16 protein-coding genes are annotated in these 18190 nt (G+C 69.6%); 10 read left to right on the top strand and 6 right to left on the bottom strand.

Going from position 1 to position 18190, the window contains the following annotated elements; genetic code table 11:
• Positions 1 to 19: 19 nt before the first annotated feature.
• Both recG and ACG10_RS01920 read right to left on the bottom strand, forming a co-directional pair.
• Positions 20 to 2095 (bottom strand): ATP-dependent DNA helicase RecG, encoded by a 2076-nt coding sequence (gene recG, locus ACG10_RS01915; RefSeq protein ID WP_089166917.1) that lies wholly within the window; start codon positions 2093 to 2095, stop codon positions 20 to 22.
• Positions 2092 to 3027: a hydrogen peroxide-inducible genes activator gene (locus tag ACG10_RS01920; protein ID WP_039801303.1), complete on the bottom strand. Its 936-nt coding sequence runs from the start codon at positions 3025 to 3027 to the stop codon at positions 2092 to 2094. Before ACG10_RS01920 ends, recG begins: the two co-directional genes overlap by 4 nt.
• 88 nt (positions 3028 to 3115) lie before the next feature.
• Between ACG10_RS01920 and ACG10_RS01925 the strand changes: the two genes are divergently transcribed.
• A complete protein-coding gene (locus tag ACG10_RS01925) occupies positions 3116 to 3976 on the top strand; it encodes an SDR family oxidoreductase (RefSeq protein WP_089166918.1) in 861 nt (286 codons plus the stop codon).
• 1 nt (position 3977) lies between these two features.
• On the opposite strand, the gene ACG10_RS01930 is transcribed toward ACG10_RS01925, so the two are convergent.
• Complete coding sequence (locus tag ACG10_RS01930; protein WP_089166919.1) at positions 3978 to 4529, bottom strand: DUF6436 domain-containing protein; 552 nt, start codon at positions 4527 to 4529, stop codon at positions 3978 to 3980.
• Positions 4530 to 4640: 111 nt separating this feature from the next.
• Here ACG10_RS01930 and ACG10_RS01935 point away from each other — a divergent pair, with 111 nt between their 5' ends.
• Entirely contained in the window at positions 4641 to 5579 is a 939-nt protein-coding gene (locus tag ACG10_RS01935) for a phospholipase BipL (protein ID WP_089166920.1), read from the top strand.
• A 1-nt stretch (position 5580) separates the two neighbouring features.
• On the opposite strand, the gene ACG10_RS01940 is transcribed toward ACG10_RS01935, so the two are convergent.
• The gene (locus ACG10_RS01940) at positions 5581 to 6324 is read right to left on the bottom strand and encodes a DUF2059 domain-containing protein (protein ID WP_089166921.1); all 744 of its coding nucleotides are present in this window, start codon (positions 6322 to 6324) and stop codon (positions 5581 to 5583) included.
• A 357-nt stretch (positions 6325 to 6681) separates the two neighbouring features.
• Here ACG10_RS01940 and ACG10_RS01945 point away from each other — a divergent pair, with 357 nt between their 5' ends.
• The 5 genes from ACG10_RS01945 to ACG10_RS01965 all read left to right on the top strand — a co-directional run bounded on the left by ACG10_RS01945 (position 6682) and on the right by ACG10_RS01965 (position 12661).
• Complete coding sequence (locus ACG10_RS01945; protein ID WP_089166922.1) at positions 6682 to 9252, top strand: M10 family metallopeptidase C-terminal domain-containing protein; 2571 nt, start codon at positions 6682 to 6684, stop codon at positions 9250 to 9252.
• Positions 9253 to 9359: 107 nt separating this feature from the next.
• Entirely contained in the window at positions 9360 to 9992 is a 633-nt protein-coding gene (locus tag ACG10_RS01950) for a 2OG-Fe(II) oxygenase (protein ID WP_232487244.1), read from the top strand.
• Between the two features lie 25 nt (positions 9993 to 10017).
• Complete coding sequence (locus ACG10_RS01955; RefSeq protein WP_089166924.1) at positions 10018 to 10521, top strand: DUF523 domain-containing protein; 504 nt, start codon at positions 10018 to 10020, stop codon at positions 10519 to 10521.
• 122 nt (positions 10522 to 10643) lie between these two features.
• Entirely contained in the window at positions 10644 to 11711 is a 1068-nt protein-coding gene (locus ACG10_RS01960) for an AbrB family transcriptional regulator (RefSeq protein ID WP_089166925.1), read from the top strand.
• 50 nt (positions 11712 to 11761) lie between these two features.
• Positions 11762 to 12661, top strand: coding sequence for an AEC family transporter (locus ACG10_RS01965; RefSeq protein WP_089166926.1), 900 nt, complete (start codon positions 11762 to 11764; stop codon positions 12659 to 12661).
• A gap of 80 nt (positions 12662 to 12741) precedes the next feature.
• Here ACG10_RS01965 and serA read toward each other — a convergent pair whose 3' ends face one another.
• Complete coding sequence (gene serA / locus ACG10_RS01970; RefSeq protein WP_089166927.1) at positions 12742 to 13971, bottom strand: phosphoglycerate dehydrogenase; 1230 nt, start codon at positions 13969 to 13971, stop codon at positions 12742 to 12744.
• Positions 13972 to 14176: 205 nt separating this feature from the next.
• On the opposite strand from serA, the gene ACG10_RS01975 reads away from it, so the two are divergent.
• The 3 genes from ACG10_RS01975 (at position 14177) to ACG10_RS01985 (ending at position 17396) form a co-directional block, all read left to right on the top strand.
• Positions 14177 to 15568 carry an FAD-binding oxidoreductase gene (locus ACG10_RS01975; protein ID WP_089166928.1) on the top strand — a complete coding sequence of 464 codons (1392 nt, stop codon included), beginning with the start codon at positions 14177 to 14179 and terminating at the stop codon, positions 15566 to 15568.
• A gap of 150 nt (positions 15569 to 15718) precedes the next feature.
• Positions 15719 to 16384, top strand: coding sequence for a fumarylacetoacetate hydrolase family protein (locus ACG10_RS01980; RefSeq protein WP_089166929.1), 666 nt, complete (start codon positions 15719 to 15721; stop codon positions 16382 to 16384).
• A gap of 103 nt (positions 16385 to 16487) precedes the next feature.
• On the top strand, positions 16488 to 17396 hold the full coding sequence (locus ACG10_RS01985) for an SdiA-regulated domain-containing protein (protein WP_089166930.1): 909 nt from the start codon (positions 16488 to 16490) through the stop codon (positions 17394 to 17396).
• A 34-nt stretch (positions 17397 to 17430) separates the two neighbouring features.
• On the opposite strand, the gene rpiA is transcribed toward ACG10_RS01985, so the two are convergent.
• Complete coding sequence (gene rpiA, locus ACG10_RS01990) at positions 17431 to 18111, bottom strand: ribose-5-phosphate isomerase RpiA (protein ID WP_089166931.1); 681 nt, start codon at positions 18109 to 18111, stop codon at positions 17431 to 17433.
• Positions 18112 to 18190 lie beyond the last annotated feature (79 nt).

Genomic DNA, 18190 nt, shown 5'->3' on the forward strand with positions numbered 1-18190 from the left:
TGACCTGGGCCAATACAGCTCAGACTTGTCCGTATTGCTGGCCGTGCCGCAGCCAGCGTTCCAGCAGCGGACTGACATGCTGTGGCCAGCACGCCACCAGGGTCTGGGCCGCCTCGCGCACCGTCGGGAGCAGATCGGCGTCGCGCATCAGGTCGGCGACCTTGAACTGCAGCAGGCCGGTCTGGCGGGTGCCGAGCATCTCGCCGGGACCGCGCAGCTCCAGGTCCTTCTCGGCGATGACGAAGCCGTCCGCGGTCTCGCGCATGATCGCCAGGCGCTCGCGGCCGAGCTGCGACAGCGGCGCGTGATAGAGCAGCACGCAGTGGCTGGCCGCGCTGCCGCGGCCGACCCGCCCGCGCAGCTGGTGCAGCTGGGCGAGACCGAGGCGTTCGGGATTCTCGATGATCATCAGGCTGGCATTGGGCACGTCGACGCCCACCTCGATCACCGTGGTGGCGACCAGCAGCTGCAGCCGGCCGGCCTTGAAGTCCTCCATCACCGCGGCCTTCTCCGCCGGCTTCATGCGCCCGTGGATCAGCCCGACGGCCAGCTCGCCGAGGGCCGCGGAGAGCTCCTCGTAGGTGGTTTCCGCCGCCTGGCAGGTCAGTTCCTCGGACTCCTCGATCAGCGTGCACACCCAATAGGCCTGGCGGCCCTCCAGGCAGGCGGCGCGGACCCGCTCGATCACTTCCAGGCGCCGGCTGTCGGCGATCACCAGGGTGTTCACCGGGGTGCGTCCGGGCGGCAGTTCATCGAGGATCGAGGTGTCGAGGTCGGCGTAGGCGCTCATCGCCAGGGTGCGCGGGATGGGCGTGGCGGTCATGATCAGCTGGTGCGGGCAGAGGCGGCCGTCGACGCCCTTCTGGCGCAGCGCCAGGCGCTGCTGGACGCCGAAGCGGTGCTGCTCGTCGATGATCGCCAGGGCCAGGTTGCGAAAGCGCACCTCGTCCTGGAACAGCGCGTGGGTGCCGACCACCATCGGGCAGCCGCCGGCGATCTTCTCCAGCGCCGTGGCGCGCGCCTTGCCCTTGAGCTTGCCGGCCAGCCAGGCGCGATCGATGCCCAGCGGCTCCAGCCAGCGGCTGAAGTTCAGGTAGTGCTGCTCGGCGAGGATCTCGGTGGGCGCCATCAGGGCCACCTGATAGCCGGCCTCGATGGCCTGCAGCGCGGCCAGCGCGGCGACCACCGTCTTGCCGGCGCCGACGTCGCCCTGCACCAGGCGCAGCATGGGCTCGCGCTGGCTGAGGTCGTGGGCGATCTCGGCGCCGACCCGGCGCTGGGCGCCGGTGGGGGCGAAGCCGAGGTTGTCGAGGAACAGCCGCGGCAGCTTGCTGGCCGGCGGCAGGGCCGGTGCCTGCTGGCTGCGCAGGCTCTCGCGCAGGCGCTGCAGGGACAGCTGGTGGGTCAGCAGCTCCTCGAAGGCCAGGCGGTGCTGGGCCCAGTGCCGGCCTTCGGCCAGCTCCTCGAGGTCGGCGTCCGGCGGCGGCCGGTGCAGGTAGCGGATCGCCTCGTCCAGTGCACCGAGGCGGTGGATGCGGGCCAGCTCCGCCGGCAGCCAGTCCGGCAGGCTGTGCGGGCCGAGGCGGGCCAGCGCCTGCCCGGTCAGGCCGCGCAGGCGCTGCTGGGTGAGACCCTCGGTGCTCGGGTAGATGGGCGTCAGGGTCTGCTCGACCGGTGCCGGTTCGTCGCCATTCTGCGCGCGGTATTCCGGATGATAGATCTCCAGGCCCGAGGCGCCGGGGCGCACCTCGCCGTAGCAGCGCAGCAGGGTGCCGCGCTTGAGCGCGTCCTTCTGCGCCGGGCTGAAGTGGTAGAAGCGCAGGGACAGGGTGCCGCTGCCGTCCTGCAGGCGCACCAGCAGGCTTCTGCGCCGGCCCGTGACGACATCGGCGGCGGCTACCGTGCCCTCGACCACCGCATCCTGGCCCGGACGCAGGGCGCCGATCGGGGTGATGCGGGTACGGTCCTGGTAGCGCAGCGGCAGGTGGAACAGCAGATCCTGCAGGGTCTCCAGGCCGACCCGGGCGAGCTTCTCGGCCAGCGCCGCGCCGACGCCCTTCAGCGCGGTGACCGGAACCGCCGCCAGTTCGGTCATGCCGTCTGCTGGGCGGGGCCGGCCGGCGAATGGGTCACCGAGCACAGGCGGATGGAGTCGGCCAGCAGCTCGATCGCCTTGGGCCGCGGGAAGCTGGCGCGCCAGGCGATGGCCACGGTGCGGAACGGCACCGGCGAGGCCAGCGGACGGACCTCGAGCACGCCGGGGGCGTAGTGGTGGCTGTTCACCGCGGTGAACGGCAGCACCGAGATGCCGAGCCCGGAGGCGACCATGTGGCGGATGGTTTCCAGCGAGCTGGATTCCACGGTGGTGTGGCGGTGCGCCTCGTCGCTCTTGCGCAGCGACGGGCAGGCCTCCAGCACCTGGTCGCGGAAGCAGTGGCCTTCGCCGAGCAGCAGCAGGCTCTTGTCGTTGAGCATCTCGCTGTCGATGGTGCGCAGCTTGGTCCACGGATGGTCGGCCGGCAGCAGGGCGTAGAAGGGCTCGTCGTAGAGCGGCTTGGTCAGCACGTCGGCCTCGTTGAACGGCAGGGCGACGATGATCGCGTCGAGTTCCCCGGTGCGCAGCTTGTCGCGCAGCACGTGGGTGAAGTTCTCCTCGATGTACAGCGGCATCTGCGGCGCCGCCTTGTGCAGCTGCGGGATCAGGTGCGGGAACAGGTAGGGGCCGATGGTATAGATGGCGCCGACCTTGAGCGGCGCGGCCAGCTGGTTCTTGCCGGCCTGGGCCAGTTCGCGGATGCTCTGTGCCTGTTCCAGCACCTTCTGCGCCTGGGTGACGATGCCCTCGCCGACCGGGGTCAGGCGCACGGCGGTCTTGCTGCGTTCGAAGATCAGCACGCCAAGCTCGTCCTCGAGCTTCTTCACGCCCACCGACAGGGTCGGCTGGCTGACGTGGCAGCGTTCGGCGGCGCGTCCGAAATGCTGTTCCTGGGCGAGGGTGACGATGTAGCGCAGTTCGGTGAGGGTCATAGCGAATATCCATTAGCTCAACAGCAAGAATAGCCTTTGCTTGGCCGAGAACCAACCATGCCCGCGGGGCGCTACCGGGGAGGTCCGCATGGAAACCACAGAGCCCGTGCTGCTGATCGCCGGTTGCGGCGACGTCGGCAGCCGCCTCGGCGAACGGCTGGCCGCCGCCGGCTGGCGCGTGCACGGCCTGCGCCGCCAGGTGGCGGCCCTGCCGCCGTCGATCCTGCCGCTGCGTGGCGATCTCGAGACCGCGCAGTGCCCGGCGGACTGGCCGCCGGGGCGGATCGACTACCTGGTCTACAGCGCGGCGGCCAGCCGCCACGACGAGGCGGGCTACCGGGCCGCCTATGTCGAGGGCCTGCGCCATGTGCTGGACTGGCTGGCGCAGCACGGCCAGCGGCCGCGGCGGCTGCTGTTCGTCTCCAGTACCGGAGTCTACGGCCAGCAGGCGGGCGAATGGGTCGACGAGACCTCGCCGACCGAGCCTTCCGGCTTCTCCGGGCGGGTCCTGCTGGAGGCCGAGCGCCTGGCGCTGGGCAGCGGCCAGCCGGCCAGCGTGGTGCGTCTGGCCGGCATCTACGGCCCCGGCCGCGAGTGGCTGCTCGGCCAGGTGCGTCGCGGCGCGGGCATCGATCCGCAGCCGCCGCTCTACGGCAACCGCATCCACCGCGACGACGCCGCCGGGCTTCTCGCCTTCCTGCTCGAGGCCGATGCCCGCGGCGAAGCGCTGGCCGACTGCCATTTGGGCGTGGACGATGCGCCGGCGCCACTGCACGAGGTGGTCGCCTGGCTGCGCGGGCGGCTGGGGGTGACCGAGGAGGGCGCGGAGCGCATCGGCCGGCGCGCCGGCAGCAAGCGCTGCAGCAACGCCCGCGCCCGCGCCCTCGGCTGGGCGCCGTGCTACCCCAGCTATCGCGAGGGCTATGCGGCGCTGCTGGACGAGGCCTGAGTCAGCGCCAGGCGCAGAAGCAGCCCTCGGCCAGGGTGCCGCCAGCACGCACCGGACGGCCCTTGAGCAGGGCGTCGAGGACCGGCTCGACGAAGCTGTTGGCCGAGGTGCAGGTCGCCCCCGCGCTGTAGGGGCCGAAGTAGGCCAGGCGGCCCTGGCGGTCCCAGATCGCCAGCGCCGGGCTGGCTGGCAGTCCCTCGCTGCCGGGGAGCGCCGCCAGCGGCTGCAGCACGGCCAGCGCCGGCGGCAGGCCGCCGCGGCTGCCCGGCCGCTGCAGGGCATGGAAGGTCACTCCCAGCGGGGCGTAGCGCTCGACCAGCTCGGCCAGATGCTGCTGGTTGCCGACGTTGCAGGGACAGGCCGGATCGTGGAAGTGCACCAGGCGGATCGGCCCGGGGCCTTCCAGTCCGGGCGGCAGGCGCAGCTCGGTGGCGTCGAACAGCACGGTGCGCTGGTAGCGGCCGCGGTACCAGTCGTAGCCGGCGGCGAGGACGGCGAGGCCGAGAATGCCGAGCAGGAGGACGAGCAGGGTCTTGCGCTTCGGGGAGGGCATGGCGTAAAGACGGGAAAAGGGTGCCCAAGCTTGCCATGCCGTGCCCGCCGGATGAAGGGCGCCGGCGCGGCGGGCCGCCGGGCGTAGCTTTCTTTGCGGACGAACCGTGCCATGTCAGAGTCCTTCCACCCCGACCTCCTGCGCCCCCTGCTGCAGCCCCTGGCCGCAGCCGGCGACGAGCTGCCGCAGATCCAGGCCTACCGCCGCTACTACGGGCTCGACCTGGGCGAGCAGCGCCCGGGCGTGCAAGGCCGCCTCGGCTGCTTCGACGTCGGCCCCTACCGGATCGTCGCCCAGGTCTGGTGGCCGGAGCGGCCGCGCGCCACGCTGCTGCTGCTGCACGGCTACTACGATCACATGGGCCTCTACCGGCACGTGCTCGACTGGGCGCTGGGCATGGGCTTCGCCGTGCTCTCCTGCGACCTGCCGGGGCACGGGCTGTCCAGCGGCGCGCCGGCCAGCATCGACGATTTCGCCGAGTACCAGGCGGTGTTCCGGGGACTGCTGGCCGAGGCCGCCGCGCTCGATCTGCCCAGGCCCTGGCACCTGTTCGGGCAGAGCACCGGCGGCGCCATCCTGCTCGACTATCTGCTGACCGGCGCGCCGCGCCCGGAAGTCGGCGAGACCATTCTCTTCGCGCCCCTGGTGCGGCCGCGCAGCTGGACCCTGTCGAAGCTCAGCTACCAGGCGCTCAGGCCGTTCGTCGCCTCGATCCCGCGGCGCTTCACCGACAACTCCGGCGATCCGGCCTTCCTCGACTTCATCCTGCGCGATCCGTTGCAGGCGCGCATCCTGCCGACCGCCTGGGTCGGTGCACTGGCGCGCTGGATTCCGCGCATCGAGCGCGCGGCGCGCAGCGAGCGCAGTCCGCTGATCATCCAGGGCGACGCCGATCTGACCGTCGACTGGCGGCACAACCTGGAGGTCCTGCAGGGCAAGTTCCGCGACCCGCAACTGCTGATGCTGCCGGACGCGCGCCATCACCTGGCCAACGAGCGCGAGGCGCTGCGCGAGCGCTACTTCGCCTTTCTCCGCGAGCGGCTTGAATGACTTATTGCTGTCCGACCGCCAGACCGGCGCGCAGGGCGGCGAGGGCGGCCTGGTAGTAGGCCTGGCCGGCGGGGGACTGGGCGAAAGTGACGAATTCTTCCAGCTCGGGGTCGGTCAGGTCCCGATAGACGTACATCAGGGTGTTGTCGAGATCCTGCTCGATTTCCTCGCGAATGCGCTGGCGCTGGTTGTCGAGCATGCCCAGGGTCTGGTCGCCGCCGCCGAACAGGCCGAAGCCCGGCACCATCTGGCTGAGGCTGTCGGCGGCCACGCCGGCCAGCGCCAGGCTGAGTTCGGCGCCGGCCTCGCCGGCCGGGATGGCCTGCGCCAGGTGGCGGATCAGCAGCCGGCGGGTGGCGTCGGCCTGCATGCGCGGCAGGCCGTTGGCGTGTCTGGCCAACTGGTCGCTGCGGGTGGCGGCCAGTTCGGCGGCGACGATCTTGCGGCCCAGCGGGCTCTCGAAGAAGTCCAGCGCCGGGCCGGGCTGCGGCAGCTGGGCGCGCAGCGCCGCCAGGGCGCGGCGATCCATGGCCTGGGCGGCGAAGCGCTGGTTGCTGTTGTTGACCAGGGCCTGGTAGATCGCCGGCGGCAGGTTGGCCCGGTAGCGTTGCTGGGCGGCGGCGAGGGCGGCGTGGAAGTGCTCGCGCTGTTCTGGCCAGCCTCCGCTCCGGTAGAGCTGCAGGTAGTCGTCGGCAAAGCCGGGCAGGCTGAGCAGGGCGAGGACGGGGAAGGCGAGGGCGCGCATGGGGACTCCGGTCGTTCGTGGCGTTATTGTCGACGGCCCTGCGCGCAAAAGTCGAGGGGCCGCACCGGCATGGAGACGGGTGCCGGGAGCCTCCAGAAACTTCGTCATGGCGAACCAATGCCGTTCGGCGCTGCCTGAGCTCGGCAGGTGCACAGGCTGCCGCTCTGCCGGCGCATCCGCTACGAGCGGTGGACTCCACTCGCCTGCCCCTGGCCGGTCCAGGCGCCTGTCGCCCGGGGGCTTGTGCGAAGGCTTCGCCAGAGGCTGCAAACCGCCCGATGACAACAACACGGGAAAACCCGAAAGGATCGTTGAATGGGAACATCGACAGCAAGCACCGGTAAGCTGCTCATGGATATGGCCGGAGGGCACGATTACGGCTATGGCCTGGCTCTGCAATCCGATGGCCGGATTCTGATAGGCGGTCAGGGTTCATCGAACTTCGGCGTGGTCCGGTTGAACGCCGACGGCACCTTCGACCCCAGCTTCAGCGGCGATGGCAAGGCCACCTTCGATATCGCCGGCGACTACGATTACGGTCGAAGCCTGGCTGTGCAGCCCGACGGCAGGATCCTGCTGGCGGGGTACAGTTTCAACCCCGGCACTGGCAATCACGATTTCAGCGCGATCCGGCTGAACGCCAACGGCACTCTCGATACCGGCTTCAGCGGCGACGGCAGGTTCATCTTCGACAGCAGCGACGATTACGGCTATGACCTGGCCGTGCAGGCCGATGGCAAGTTCCTGCTGGGCGGCAGCATCAATAGCGACTTCGGCGCGATCCGGCTGAATGCCGACGGCAGCCTCGATACCGGCTTCGGCAGCGCCGGCATGGTTACCTTCGATATCGCGGGCGACTCCGATTATGTTCATGGCCTGGTCGTGCAGCCGGACGGCAAGATCCTGCTGGCGGGATTCAGCTTCAACCCCGGCAACGGGACTTACGATTTCAGCGTGAGCCGGCTGAACGCCGACGGTACCCTCGATGCCGGCTTCGGCAGCGGCGGCACGGTCACCTTCGACGGTGGCGGCAATGGCGACGATCACGCGTATGGCCTGAGCGTGCAGGCTGACGGCAAGATCCTGCTGGGCGGCAGCACCAATGACGACTTCGGCGTGATCCGCCTGAACGCCGACGGCACTCTCGATACCGGCTTCGGCAGCGGCGGCAAGGCCGTCTTCGATATCGCGGGTGACTCCGATGACGGCCGCAGCCTGGCCGTGCAGCCCGACGGCAGGATCCTGCTGGCGGGATTCAGCTTCAATCCTGGCAACGGGACTTACGATTTCAGCGCGCTCCGGCTGAATGCCGACGGCACCCTCGACACCGGCTTCGGCAGCGGCGGCAAGGTCGTCTTCGATATCGCGGGTAGCTACGACGAGGGCCAAAGCCTGGCTGTGCAGTCCGACGGCAGGATCCTGATCTCGGGTTCCAGCTACAACCTCGATAGCCGCAGGTACGACATCGCTGCGATCCGGCTGAACGCCGACGGCTCGCTCGACAACACCTTCGGGGCGCCGGACGAGGAGGCCGTGACTCTCGAGGGCAGCGACGGCGACGACCTGCTGATCGGCAGCGACGGGCGCGACTCGATCCTCGGCAAGGCCGGCAACGACCTCCTCGACGGCGGGGCCGGGCGCGACAGCCTGAGCGGCGGCAGCGGCGCCGACCTGTTCCGCGTCTCGGCCCGCGAGGACAGCTACCGTACCGCCAGCGAGAGCCTCGCCGACCGGATCCTCGACTTCGATCCCGGCGAGGACCGCATCGACCTCTCGGCGCTGGGCTTCACCGGGCTGGGCGACGGCCACGACGGCACCCTGGCGGTGCAGGTGAACAGCGCCGGCACGCACACCTACCTCAAGAGCTTCGAGGCGGATGCCGAGGGGCAGCGCTTCGAGGTCGTCCTGAAGGGCGACTACGCCGGCCAGCTCGACAGCGGTCAGCTGATCTTCGCGCCTGTCTCACGTGAAGGCACCGAAGGCAGCGACAACCTGCTGGGCACGCCGGTGGCGGAGATTCTCACCGGCGGTGCCGGTGACGACCGCCTGCATGGCGCCGGCGGCGACGACCTGCTCGACGGCGGCGCCGGGCGCGACCGGCTGATCGGCGGCAGCGGCGCCGACGTATTCCGCATCGCGGCCCGCGAGGACAGCTACCGCACCGAGAGTGCGAGCTTCGCCGACCGGATCGTCGATTTCGATCCCGGCGAGGACCGCCTCGACCTCTCGGCCCTCGGTTTCAGCGGCCTGGGCGACGGCCGCGACGGCACCCTGGCCGTGCGGGTGAACGAGGCCGGCACGCGGACCTATCTGAAAAGCTTCGAAGTGGATGCCGAGGGACGGCGCTTCGAGATCGCCCTGGACGGCGACCTCGCCGACCGGCTCGACAGCGGCAATGTGCTATTCGAGCCTGTGGCTCTCGAGGGGAGCGAGGCGAGCGACAGCCTGATCGGCAGCGCGGCGGCGGAAAGCCTCGCCGGCGGGGCCGGCAACGACTACCTGCATGGCGGCGCCGGCGACGACAGCCTCGACGGCGGCCTCGGGCGCGACACCCTGGCCGGCGGCAGCGGTGCCGACCTGTTCCGCTTTTCGAGCCGCGAGGACAGCCACCGCACCGACGGCGAGGGCCCCAGCGACCGGATCCTCGACTTCGAGGCCGGCGAGGACCGCATCGACCTCTCCACCCTCGGTTTCAGCGGCCTGGGCGACGGCCACGGCGGCACCCTGGCGGTGCAGGTGAACGACGCCGGCACGCACACCTACCTCAAGAGCTTCGAGGCGGATGCCGAGGGACGGCGTTTCGAGCTCGTCCTGAAGGGCGACTACGGCGACCGGCTTTCCGCCGATGACTTTCTCTTCGCCACGGCAGCCGACCCGACCGGCCAGCTCCTGATCGTCGGCATCCCGCAGAGCGAGCCGGCGGGTTGAGAAAACCCGGGGCGCGGTTCGCTGGAAGCGGATGGCATCCTCATGAGAGCCTCGGCCTGCTTCATGGCATGTCGACGGCCTACTCCAAAACGTCGCCAGAACCTAGAATACCCGCCATGCATATCTCTCCCGATCATCCCCTGCTGCTGCGCATCGTCGACGACCTGGCCGGTCCCGGCTGGTCGGAGCAGAGCATCTTCCTGCCTGCGGAGCTGACCGAAGCGCTGGCGGAGGCGTGTCGTGCGCGGGCGGTCGCCGGCGAGCTGACCCCGGCCGCCATCGGCCGCGGCGACAGGCAGCTGGTGCAGGAGGGCGTGCGCGGCGACTATACCGCCTGGCTGGAGCCCGGCCAGTGCGCGCCGGGCGATGCCTGGCTGGCGCTGATGGAGTCCCTGCGCCAGACCCTCAACCGCGAGCTGTTCCTCGGTCTGGAGGAGCTCGAATGCCACTTCGCCCTCTATCCGCCGGGCGCCTGTTACCAGCGCCATCTCGACCGCTTCCGCGACGACGACAGCCGCACGGTGACCGTGGTGCTCTACCTCAACGAGGCCTGGCAGCCCGACGAGGGCGGCGAGCTGCGCCTGTACCTGCCGAACGGGCGGGTCCACGACGTGATGCCGCAGGGCGGCAGCCTGGCCTGCTTCATGTCGGCGGACTTCCCCCACGAGGTGCTGCCGGCGACCCGCGAGCGGCTGTCGCTGACCGGCTGGTTCCGGCGGCGCGCCGACAGCCCCCTGTAGGCGCGGTTCGCGCCGGAGTCCGGCCATGCAGAAGATCCTGGTCAGCCGTTGCCTGCTCGGCGAGCGGGTCCGCTACGACGGCGGCGCCCACGGCCCCTTCGCCCTGCTCGAAGCCTGGCGGCGCCAGGGGCGCCTGATGGCGGTCTGCCCGGAGGTCGCCGGCGGCCTGCCGACGCCCCGCCCGCCGGCGGAGATTCCCGGCGGGCAGGGCGCCCGGGTGCTGGAGGGCGAATGCGCCGTGCTGACCATCGACGGCGCGGAGGTCGGCGCGGCCTTCCTCGCCGGCGCCCATGCGGCCCTGCAGCTGGTCGAGGCCCACGGCATCCGCCTCGCCGTGCTCAAGGCGCGCAGCCCTTCCTGCGGCAACCGCGAGAATTACGACGGCAGCTTCAGCGGCCGGCGGGTACCCGGCGAGGGCGTCACCGCCGCACTGCTGCGCCGCCACGGGGTGCGGGTGTTCAGCGAGGAAGAGCTGGTGGAGGCGGCCGCCGCCCTGGCGGCGCTGGAGGCGGACGGCGACGCGGAATGACCATTGGTTGCCACCAATGGCTACCCGGCGGCGGATAGACCTGATCAATTGTGCGGTCGATAATCCTCCCGGGCGTACGTTTTCGTACAGATGACACTCACCCTCGCCGTGGAGCATCCGAGGTGTCGCAGTCGCCGCGCTTTTCGCTTCGTACCTGGCCCGCCGCGCTGCAGTGGCTGGCCCTGCTGACCGCCGCCGGAACCGGCGGCTGGCTGCTCGGCCACCTGGGCATGCCGGCCGCCTGGTTTCTCGGCCCCATGCTGGTGGCCGTGGCCTTCGGCGTCGGCGGTGCGACCATCCACATGCCCAGGCCGGCCTTCAAGCTGGGCCAGGGCTGCGTCGGCATCCTGGTCGCCCAGTCGATGACCCTGTCGGTGCTGCTGGCCCTGGCGCAGTCCTGGCACGTGATGCTGCTGGCGACGGCACTGACCCTGGCCCTCAGCCTGCTGGTGAGCTTGGGGCTGGTCTGGTTCGGCGGCATTCCCGGCAGCACCGCGGCCTGGGGGATGGCGCCGGGAGCGGCGTCGGCCATGGTCGCGATGGCCGAGGAAGACGGCGCCGACGGCCGCGTGGTGGCGACCATGCAGTACGTGCGGGTGGTCTGCGTGGTGCTGGTCGGGGCGCTGGTCGGGCATCTGACGGCCACGCCGGGCGTCGCACCCGCCGGCCTGCCGGCGCTGCCGATCGAGGCTGGGCTGGCGGATCTGGGCCCGAGCCTGGCGCTGATCCCCTGCGGCGTGCTGGCCGGCGCGCGCCTGCCGGCCGGCGCCCTGCTGCTGCCGCTGCTGGCCGGCGCCGCCCTGCAGGTGGGCGGCGTGCTGCGCCTGGGGCTGCCCGAGTGGCTGCCGCCCTTGGCCTACGGGGCGATCGGATGCTATATCGGGTTGCGTTTCGATCTCGCGACGCTGAGCCATGTCTGGCGCCGCCTGCCGGCGATGATCGTCGGCGCGGTGGTGCTGATCCTGCTCTGCGCGCTGTCGGCCTGGCTGATCGCGCTGCTGCTCGGCAAGGACTTCCTCTCGGTCTACCTGGCGACCACCCCCGGCGGGCTGGATGCCATGGCGATCATCGCTGTGGACACCCGCTCGGATGCCGGTCTGGTGCTGGCCATGCAGACCCTACGCCTGTTCGGGGTGATTCTCACGGGAGCCTTCTTCGCGCGGCAGATCATGCGCCTGGCGCAGCGCTAGCGGCCCGTCCGGCCGCCGGTCCCCCTTCACGCTGCCGGAGTTCTTCAGTCGTGGCCGTCCTGCAAGCAATCCTGCCCATTTTCGCCCTGATCGTGCTGGGCTACACCCTCGGTCGCCGTCAATGGCTGAGCAACCAGGCCGCCAGGGAGCTGGGCAACCTGACCTTCAAGCTGTTCATGCCGATGCTGCTGTTCAGCGGCATCGCCAAGGCCGCGCTGGACGAGGGCTTTTCCCCCTCCCTGCTGCTGGCCTACTTCGTGCCGGCCCTGGGCATCTTCGCCGCGGTGAACCTGATCGGCCACCGCCTGCGCGGGCGGCCCACGCCGTTCGGCCTGACCGCCGGTTTCTCCAACAACGTGCTGGTGGGCATCCCGCTGGTCGCCAGCCTGTTCGGCAGCCCCGGGCTGGTCTACGTGTTCACCGTGCTGGCCTTCCACAGCCTGCTGCTGTTCTCATTCCAGAGCCTGTACGGCGCGCTGGCCGCCCAGGAGGCCGTGAATGTCCGTTCCCTGCTGCTGAACCTGGCCAACCCGATGATCGTCGGGCTGCTGCTGGGCGTGCTGCTGAATCTCTCCGGCCTGCAGCTGCCGGCGCCCCTCGAGCACCTGACCCAGTGGCTGGGCCAGGCGGCGCTGCCCTGCGCGCTGATCGTGCTCGGGGTCAATCTCTCCGGCTACCGTCTGCTCCCCAGCCGCGAGGCGCTCGGCATCGTCTTCGCCAAGCTGCTGGTATTTCCGCTGGCGGTGCTGGTCTTGTGCGCCGCGCTCGGGCTGGGGCCGCTGGCCAGCTCGGTGCTGACCGCCATGGCCGCCTGCCCCAGCGGGGTCAACGTGTTCGGCTTCGTCCGCCATCCGGAGGACAGCGGGGTGGTCAGCTCGGCGATCACCCTGTCGACCCTGCTGGCGGCGCTGACCCTGCCGCTGTGGGTGTTCCTCAGCGGACATCTGTAGTCCCCGAAAACGACGAGGCCCGTACCTGGGCAGGTACGGGCCTCGTCGTCAGGCGGCCTGCCGGCGCAGGCGCCGGCCGGTCAGAACAGCACGCGGCTGCGGATGGTGCCGCTTACTTGCTGGAGCTTCTCGAGGGCCATTTCCGAGTACTCGGCGTCGACGTCGATCACCACGTAGCCGACCTTCTCGTTGGTCTGCAGGAACTGGCCGGAGATGTTGATGCCGTTCTCGGCGAAGACCTTGTTGATCTCGCTCATCACCCCGGGGATGTTCTGGTGGATGTGCAGCAGACGGTGCTTGCCCGGGTGGGAGGGCAGGGCCACCTCGGGGAAGTTGACCGAGGACACCGAGGTGCCGTTGTCGCTGTACTTGACCAGCTTCTCGGCCACTTCCGAACCGATGTTGGCCTGGGCCTCCATGGTCGAGCCGCCGACGTGCGGGGTGAGGATGACGTTGTCGAGGCCGCGCAGCGGGCTGACGAATTCGTCGTTGTTGGAGCGCGGCTCCACCGGGAACACGTCGATGGCCGCGCCGTTGAGGTGCTTGTCCTTGATGGCGGCAGCCAGGGCGTCGATCTCGACCACGGTGCCGCGGGCGGCGTTGAGCAGGATGGCGCCCTTCTTCATGGCGCGGATTTCCTTCTCGCCGATCATCCACTTGGTCGCGGCGGTTTCCGGCACGTGCAGGGTGACGATGTCGGCCTGGCCGAGCAGGTCGTAGAGGTTGCCCACCTGGCTGGCGTTGCCCAGCGGCAGCTTGGTCACCACGTCGTAGAACAGCACCTGCATGCCCAGGCTCTCGGCCAGTACCGAGAGCTGGGTGCCGATCGAGCCGTAGCCGACGATGCCGAGCTTCTTGCCGCGGATCTCGTAGGAGTGGCTGGCGCTCTTCAGCCAGCCGCCGCGGTGGCAGACCGCGTTCTTCTCGGGAATGCCGCGCAGCAGCAGGATCGCCTCGGCGAGCACCAGCTCGGCCACCGAGCGGGTGTTGGAGTAGGGCGCGTTGAACACCGCGATGCCGCGCTCGCGGGCCGCCTCCAGGTCGACCTGGTTGGTGCCGATGCAGAAGCAGCCGACCGCGACCAGCTTCTTCGCACAGTCGAAGACCTCGTCGGTCAGCTGGGTGCGCGAGCGGATGCCGATGAAGTGGGCATCGGCGATCTTCTCCTTCAGCTGGTCCTCGGGCACCGAGCCGGTCAGGTACTCGATGTTGGTGTAGCCGGCAGCCTTGAGCGTATCCAGTGCAGTCTGGTGAACGCCTTCCAGCAGAAGGAAGCGGATCTTGCTCTTGTCGAGAGAGGTCTTGCTCATCTACGTAAACCTGTTTTCCTGGAGGTGTGTGGCGATGCAGGCAGGCAGCCGGTAGTGCTGCCCGGAAAGGGCTACAGCCGCCCCGGAAATCGGCGGGAAGCACGACTCACGGGGCGGCTATGCTAGCATATCGGGCCTGCCAAACCGCCATTCCTGGTACTTGAAGGGTACTCAGGACGGCCATGAATCCTGTGAGAGTTGCCCCATGACCAATCCTGCCCTGATAGACGAGCTGAAGACCCTGGTGGAGCCCGGCAAGGTGCTCACCGACGCCGATTCCCTCAACGCCTATGGCAGGGACTGGACCAAGCATTTCGCCCCCGCCCCCTTGGCCATCGCGTTCCCGAAGAGCATAGAGCAGGTCCAGGCCATCGTCCGCTGGGCCAACGAGCGCAAGGTCGCGCTGGTGCCTTCGGGCGGGCGCACCGGGCTGTCCGCCGCCGCCGTCGCCGCCCACGGCGAGGTGGTAGTGGCCTTCGACTACATGAACCGCATCCTGCAGTTCAACGAGATCGACCGCACCGTGGTCTGCGAGCCGGGAGTGGTGACCAGGCAGCTGCAGGACTTCGCCGCGGACAAGGGGCTCTACTACCCGGTCGACTTCGCCTCGGCCGGCTCCAGCCAGATCGGCGGCAACATCGGCACCAACGCCGGCGGGATCAAGGTGATCCGCTACGGCATGACCCGCAACTGGGTGGCCGGCCTCAAGGTGGTCACCGGCAAGGGCGACCTGCTCGAGCTGAACAGGGATCTGGTCAAGAACGCCACCGGCTACGACCTGCGCCAGCTGTTCATCGGCGCCGAGGGCACCCTGGGCTTCGTCGTCGAGGCCACCATGCGCCTGGACCGCGCGCCGACCAACCTCACCGCCATGGTCCTCGGCACCTCCGACCTCGATTCCATCATGCCGGTGCTGCACGCCTTCCAGGACAGGATGGACCTGACCGCCTTCGAGTTCTTCTCCGACAAGGCGCTGGCCAAGGTGCTGGCCCGCGGCGACGTGCCGGCGCCGTTCGAGACCGAGTGTCCCTTCTATGCGCTGCTGGAGTTCGAGGCCAGCACCGAGGAGCGCGCCGAGCAGGCGCTGGCGACCTTCGAGCACTGCGTCGAGCAGGGCTGGGTGCTGGACGGGGTGATGAGCCAGAGCGAGCAGCAGCTGCAGAACCTCTGGAAGCTGCGCGAGTACATCTCCGAGACCATCTCCCACTGGACCCCGTACAAGAACGACGTGTCGGTCACCATCGGCAAGGTGCCGGCCTTCCTCAGGGAAATCGACGCGATCGTCGGTGAGCACTACCCGGACTTCGAGATCGTCTGGTTCGGCCACATCGGCGACGGCAACCTGCACCTGAACATCCTCAAGCCCGACACCATGGCCAAGGACGAGTTCTTCGCCAAGTGCGCCACGGTGAACAAGTGGGTGTTCGAGATCGTGCAGAAGTACAACGGCTCGATCTCCGCCGAGCACGGCGTGGGCATGACCAAGCGCGACTACCTGGGCTACAGCCGCTCGGAGGCCGAGATCGCCTATATGAAGGCGGTCAAGGCGGTGTTCGACCCGAACGGCATCATGAACCCCGGCAAGATCTTCGCCTGACCCTCGCGCCCCGTACGCAGGCCCGCGTGGCCTGCGTTTCCGTCCTTTCCCGCTCCTGGTGCCTGCGCCCGAAAAAGCCTTCGATGCCGTGCGGATTTGCCGTAGAGTCGCGCCATGGATTCCAGGCCATAAAGACACAAGGAGCCTTGCATGAGTTACCAGCATCAATACCTCGACGGTACGCGCATCCACTACCCGCTGGGCAAGGTGGTCTGCGTCGGCCGCAACTACGCCGAACATGCCCGGGAGCTGAACAACCCGGTGCCTACCGAGCCCCTGCTGTTCATCAAGCCGGGCAGCTGCACGGTGCCGCTGGAAGGCGGCTTCGCCATTCCGCGCGACCGCGGCGAGGTGCACTACGAGGCGGAGATCGCCGTGCTGATCGGCAAGCCGCTGTCGCACCGGCCGAGCGCCGAGGAGGTGCGTGACGCCATCTCCGGCTTCGCCCCGGCCCTCGACCTGACCCTGCGCGACGTGCAGGCCAGGCTCAAGGAAAAGGGCCTGCCCTGGGAGCTGGCGAAAGCCTTCGACGGCGCCTACGTGCTGGCGCCTTTCGTGTCCGGCGATGCCGTCGAGGATCTCGCCGACATCGGCATCCGCCTGACCATCAACGGCGAAGTGCGCCAGGACGGCAACAGCCGCGACATGCTCAACCCCATCGTCGCCCTGATCCAGCACATCGCCGGGCATTTCAGCCTGCAGCCGGGCGACGTGGTCTCCACCGGTACGCCGGCTGGCGTCGGTCCGCTCGCCTCCGGCGATCGCCTGGTGCTGGAGCTGAGCGGGCTGTCCCGCTTCGAAAGCCGCGTGCTCTGAAGCCGCCGGCCGGGCGCGTCGCGCGCCCGGCCGCTCGAATTCATCTTCGTTTAAGGCGGCCCCGGCACGCTTCCGGGCTGCCTTGTCCTGCGGAAGCCAATCCATGCCCATTTCCTTCGCCCGTGCGCCCCGTCGGCGCCTGCTGCTCAAACTCGCCCTGTTGCTGCTTGTCCTGGCCGTGCTGGTGGTCGGCCGCGAGTGGCGCTGGCTCGATCTGCTCCGGCTGTCCTGGCAGGAATGCCGGACGGAGCCGGCGGCGCGCGCCGCCGGCGTCTGGCTGCCCGACTACCGGCTGGCGCTGGAGGTCGAGCTGGCCGGCCTGGAGGAGGACGAAACCTCCGGCCTGACCTGGAACCCGCAGACCGGCACCCTGTTCACCGTCACCGGCAAGCATCCGCAGCTGGTGGAGATCAGCCCCGAGGGCGCGGTCCTGCGACGCATCCGCCTGACCGGCTTCAGCGATCCGGAAGGGGTGGAGGCGCTCGGCGACGGGCGTCTGGCCATCGTCGACGAGCGCCGCCGCCTGCTGGCGCTGTTCCGGCTGCCGCCGGGCGCGGACAGCTTCGATCTGGCCGACGCGCAGCGTGTCGATCTCGGTTTCGCCGCCGCCGGCAACAAGGGCTTCGAGGGACTGGGCTGGGATGCGCGGACGAATCGCCTGCTGCTGGCCCTGGAGCGTCCGCCGGCGCTGTTCGGCCTGGCCGTTTCCGCCGAGGGCGCCGCCGGCGAGCTGCAGCCGTTGCCCGGCGAGGGGCTGCCGGTGCGCGATCTGTCCTCGCTGAGCGTCGATCCGCGCAGCGGCCACTTCCTGCTGCTGTCCGACGAGTCGCGCCTGCTAGTGGAGTTCGACCGCGAGGGCCGGCCGCTCAGTTTCATCAGCCTGCTCGGCGGCTTCAACGGCCTGGCGCGCAGCATCAAGCAGGCGGAGGGGGTGGCGATGGACGCGGCGGGCAATCTCTACGTGGTCGGCGAGCCGAACCGCTTCCACGTGTTCCGCAAGACCCATCCCTGAGTCCGGGCGGGCGTCCGTGCCCGCCGCCCCGGCCTCAGGGCTTCGGGCGCTCGATGCGCTCCACGCCGTTGCGGGTGCCGAGCAGCAGCAGATCGGCCGGGCGCGCGGCGAACAGGCCGTTGGTGACCACCCCGACGATGTTGTTGATGTCGGACTCCAGCTGCCGGGGGTTGGTGATCTGCATGTTGTACACGTCGAGGATCACGTTGCCGTTGTCGGTCACCACGCCCTCGCGGTAGACCGGATCGCCGCCCAGCCAGACCAGCTGGCGCGCCACATGGCTGCGGGCCATGGGGATCACCTCCACCGGCAGCGGGAAGTCGCCGAGAAAGTCGACCCGCTTGCTCTCGTCGGCGATGCAGATGAAGGTCTGGGCCACCGCGGCGACGATCTTCTCGCGGGTCAGCGCGGCGCCGCCGCCCTTGATCAGCTCCAGGTACTTGTTGCACTCGTCGGCGCCGTCCACGTAGAACTCCAGGTCGGCGACGTTGTTCAGGTCGTACACTTCGATGCCGTGGCTCTTCAGGCGCGCGGCGGTGGCCTCGGAGCTGGCCACGGCGCCGTCGAAGTCCAGCCGGTGGCGGGCCAGCAGGTCGATGAAGAAGTTGGCGGTCGAGCCGGTGCCGACGCCGACGACGCTCTTCGAGGTGAGCTGCGGAAGGATGTGGTCGAGGGCGGCCTGGGCCACGGCCTGCTTGAGCTGGTCCTGGGTCATGCGGGAGTCTTCGTCGAATGGGTGGGATGGACGCGATTATAGCCGCGCCCGGGCCGGCCTGGCGTCCTCCGGCGCGCGA

Origin of the sequence: Azotobacter chroococcum (genome assembly GCF_002220155.1) — a bacterium.
Classification (GTDB): domain Bacteria; phylum Pseudomonadota; class Gammaproteobacteria; order Pseudomonadales; family Pseudomonadaceae; genus Azotobacter; species Azotobacter chroococcum.

Bases quoted from the DNA above. Each gene is read 5' to 3' on its own strand.
- ACG10_RS01985 (WP_089166930.1), top strand. From the start codon at position 16,488: ATGCCCATTTCCTTCGCCCGTGCGCCCCGTCGGCGCCTGCTGCTCAAA.
- ACG10_RS01945 (WP_089166922.1), top strand. From the start codon at position 6,682: ATGGCCGGAGGGCACGATTACGGCTATGGCCTGGCTCTGCAATCCGAT.
- serA (WP_089166927.1), bottom strand. From the start codon at position 13,971: ATGAGCAAGACCTCTCTCGACAAGAGCAAGATCCGCTTCCTTCTGCTG.
- ACG10_RS01955 (WP_089166924.1), top strand. From the start codon at position 10,018: ATGCAGAAGATCCTGGTCAGCCGTTGCCTGCTCGGCGAGCGGGTCCGC.
- rpiA (WP_089166931.1), bottom strand. From the start codon at position 18,111: ATGACCCAGGACCAGCTCAAGCAGGCCGTGGCCCAGGCCGCCCTCGAC.
- ACG10_RS01935 (WP_089166920.1), top strand. From the start codon at position 4,641: ATGTCAGAGTCCTTCCACCCCGACCTCCTGCGCCCCCTGCTGCAGCCC.
- ACG10_RS01980 (WP_089166929.1), top strand. From the start codon at position 15,719: ATGAGTTACCAGCATCAATACCTCGACGGTACGCGCATCCACTACCCG.
- ACG10_RS01930 (WP_089166919.1), bottom strand. From the start codon at position 4,529: ATGCCCTCCCCGAAGCGCAAGACCCTGCTCGTCCTCCTGCTCGGCATT.
- ACG10_RS01940 (WP_089166921.1), bottom strand. From the start codon at position 6,324: ATGCGCGCCCTCGCCTTCCCCGTCCTCGCCCTGCTCAGCCTGCCCGGC.
- ACG10_RS01975 (WP_089166928.1), top strand. From the start codon at position 14,177: ATGACCAATCCTGCCCTGATAGACGAGCTGAAGACCCTGGTGGAGCCC.
- ACG10_RS01920 (WP_039801303.1), bottom strand. From the start codon at position 3,027: ATGACCCTCACCGAACTGCGCTACATCGTCACCCTCGCCCAGGAACAG.
- recG (WP_089166917.1), bottom strand. From the start codon at position 2,095: ATGACCGAACTGGCGGCGGTTCCGGTCACCGCGCTGAAGGGCGTCGGC.
- ACG10_RS01925 (WP_089166918.1), top strand. From the start codon at position 3,116: ATGGAAACCACAGAGCCCGTGCTGCTGATCGCCGGTTGCGGCGACGTC.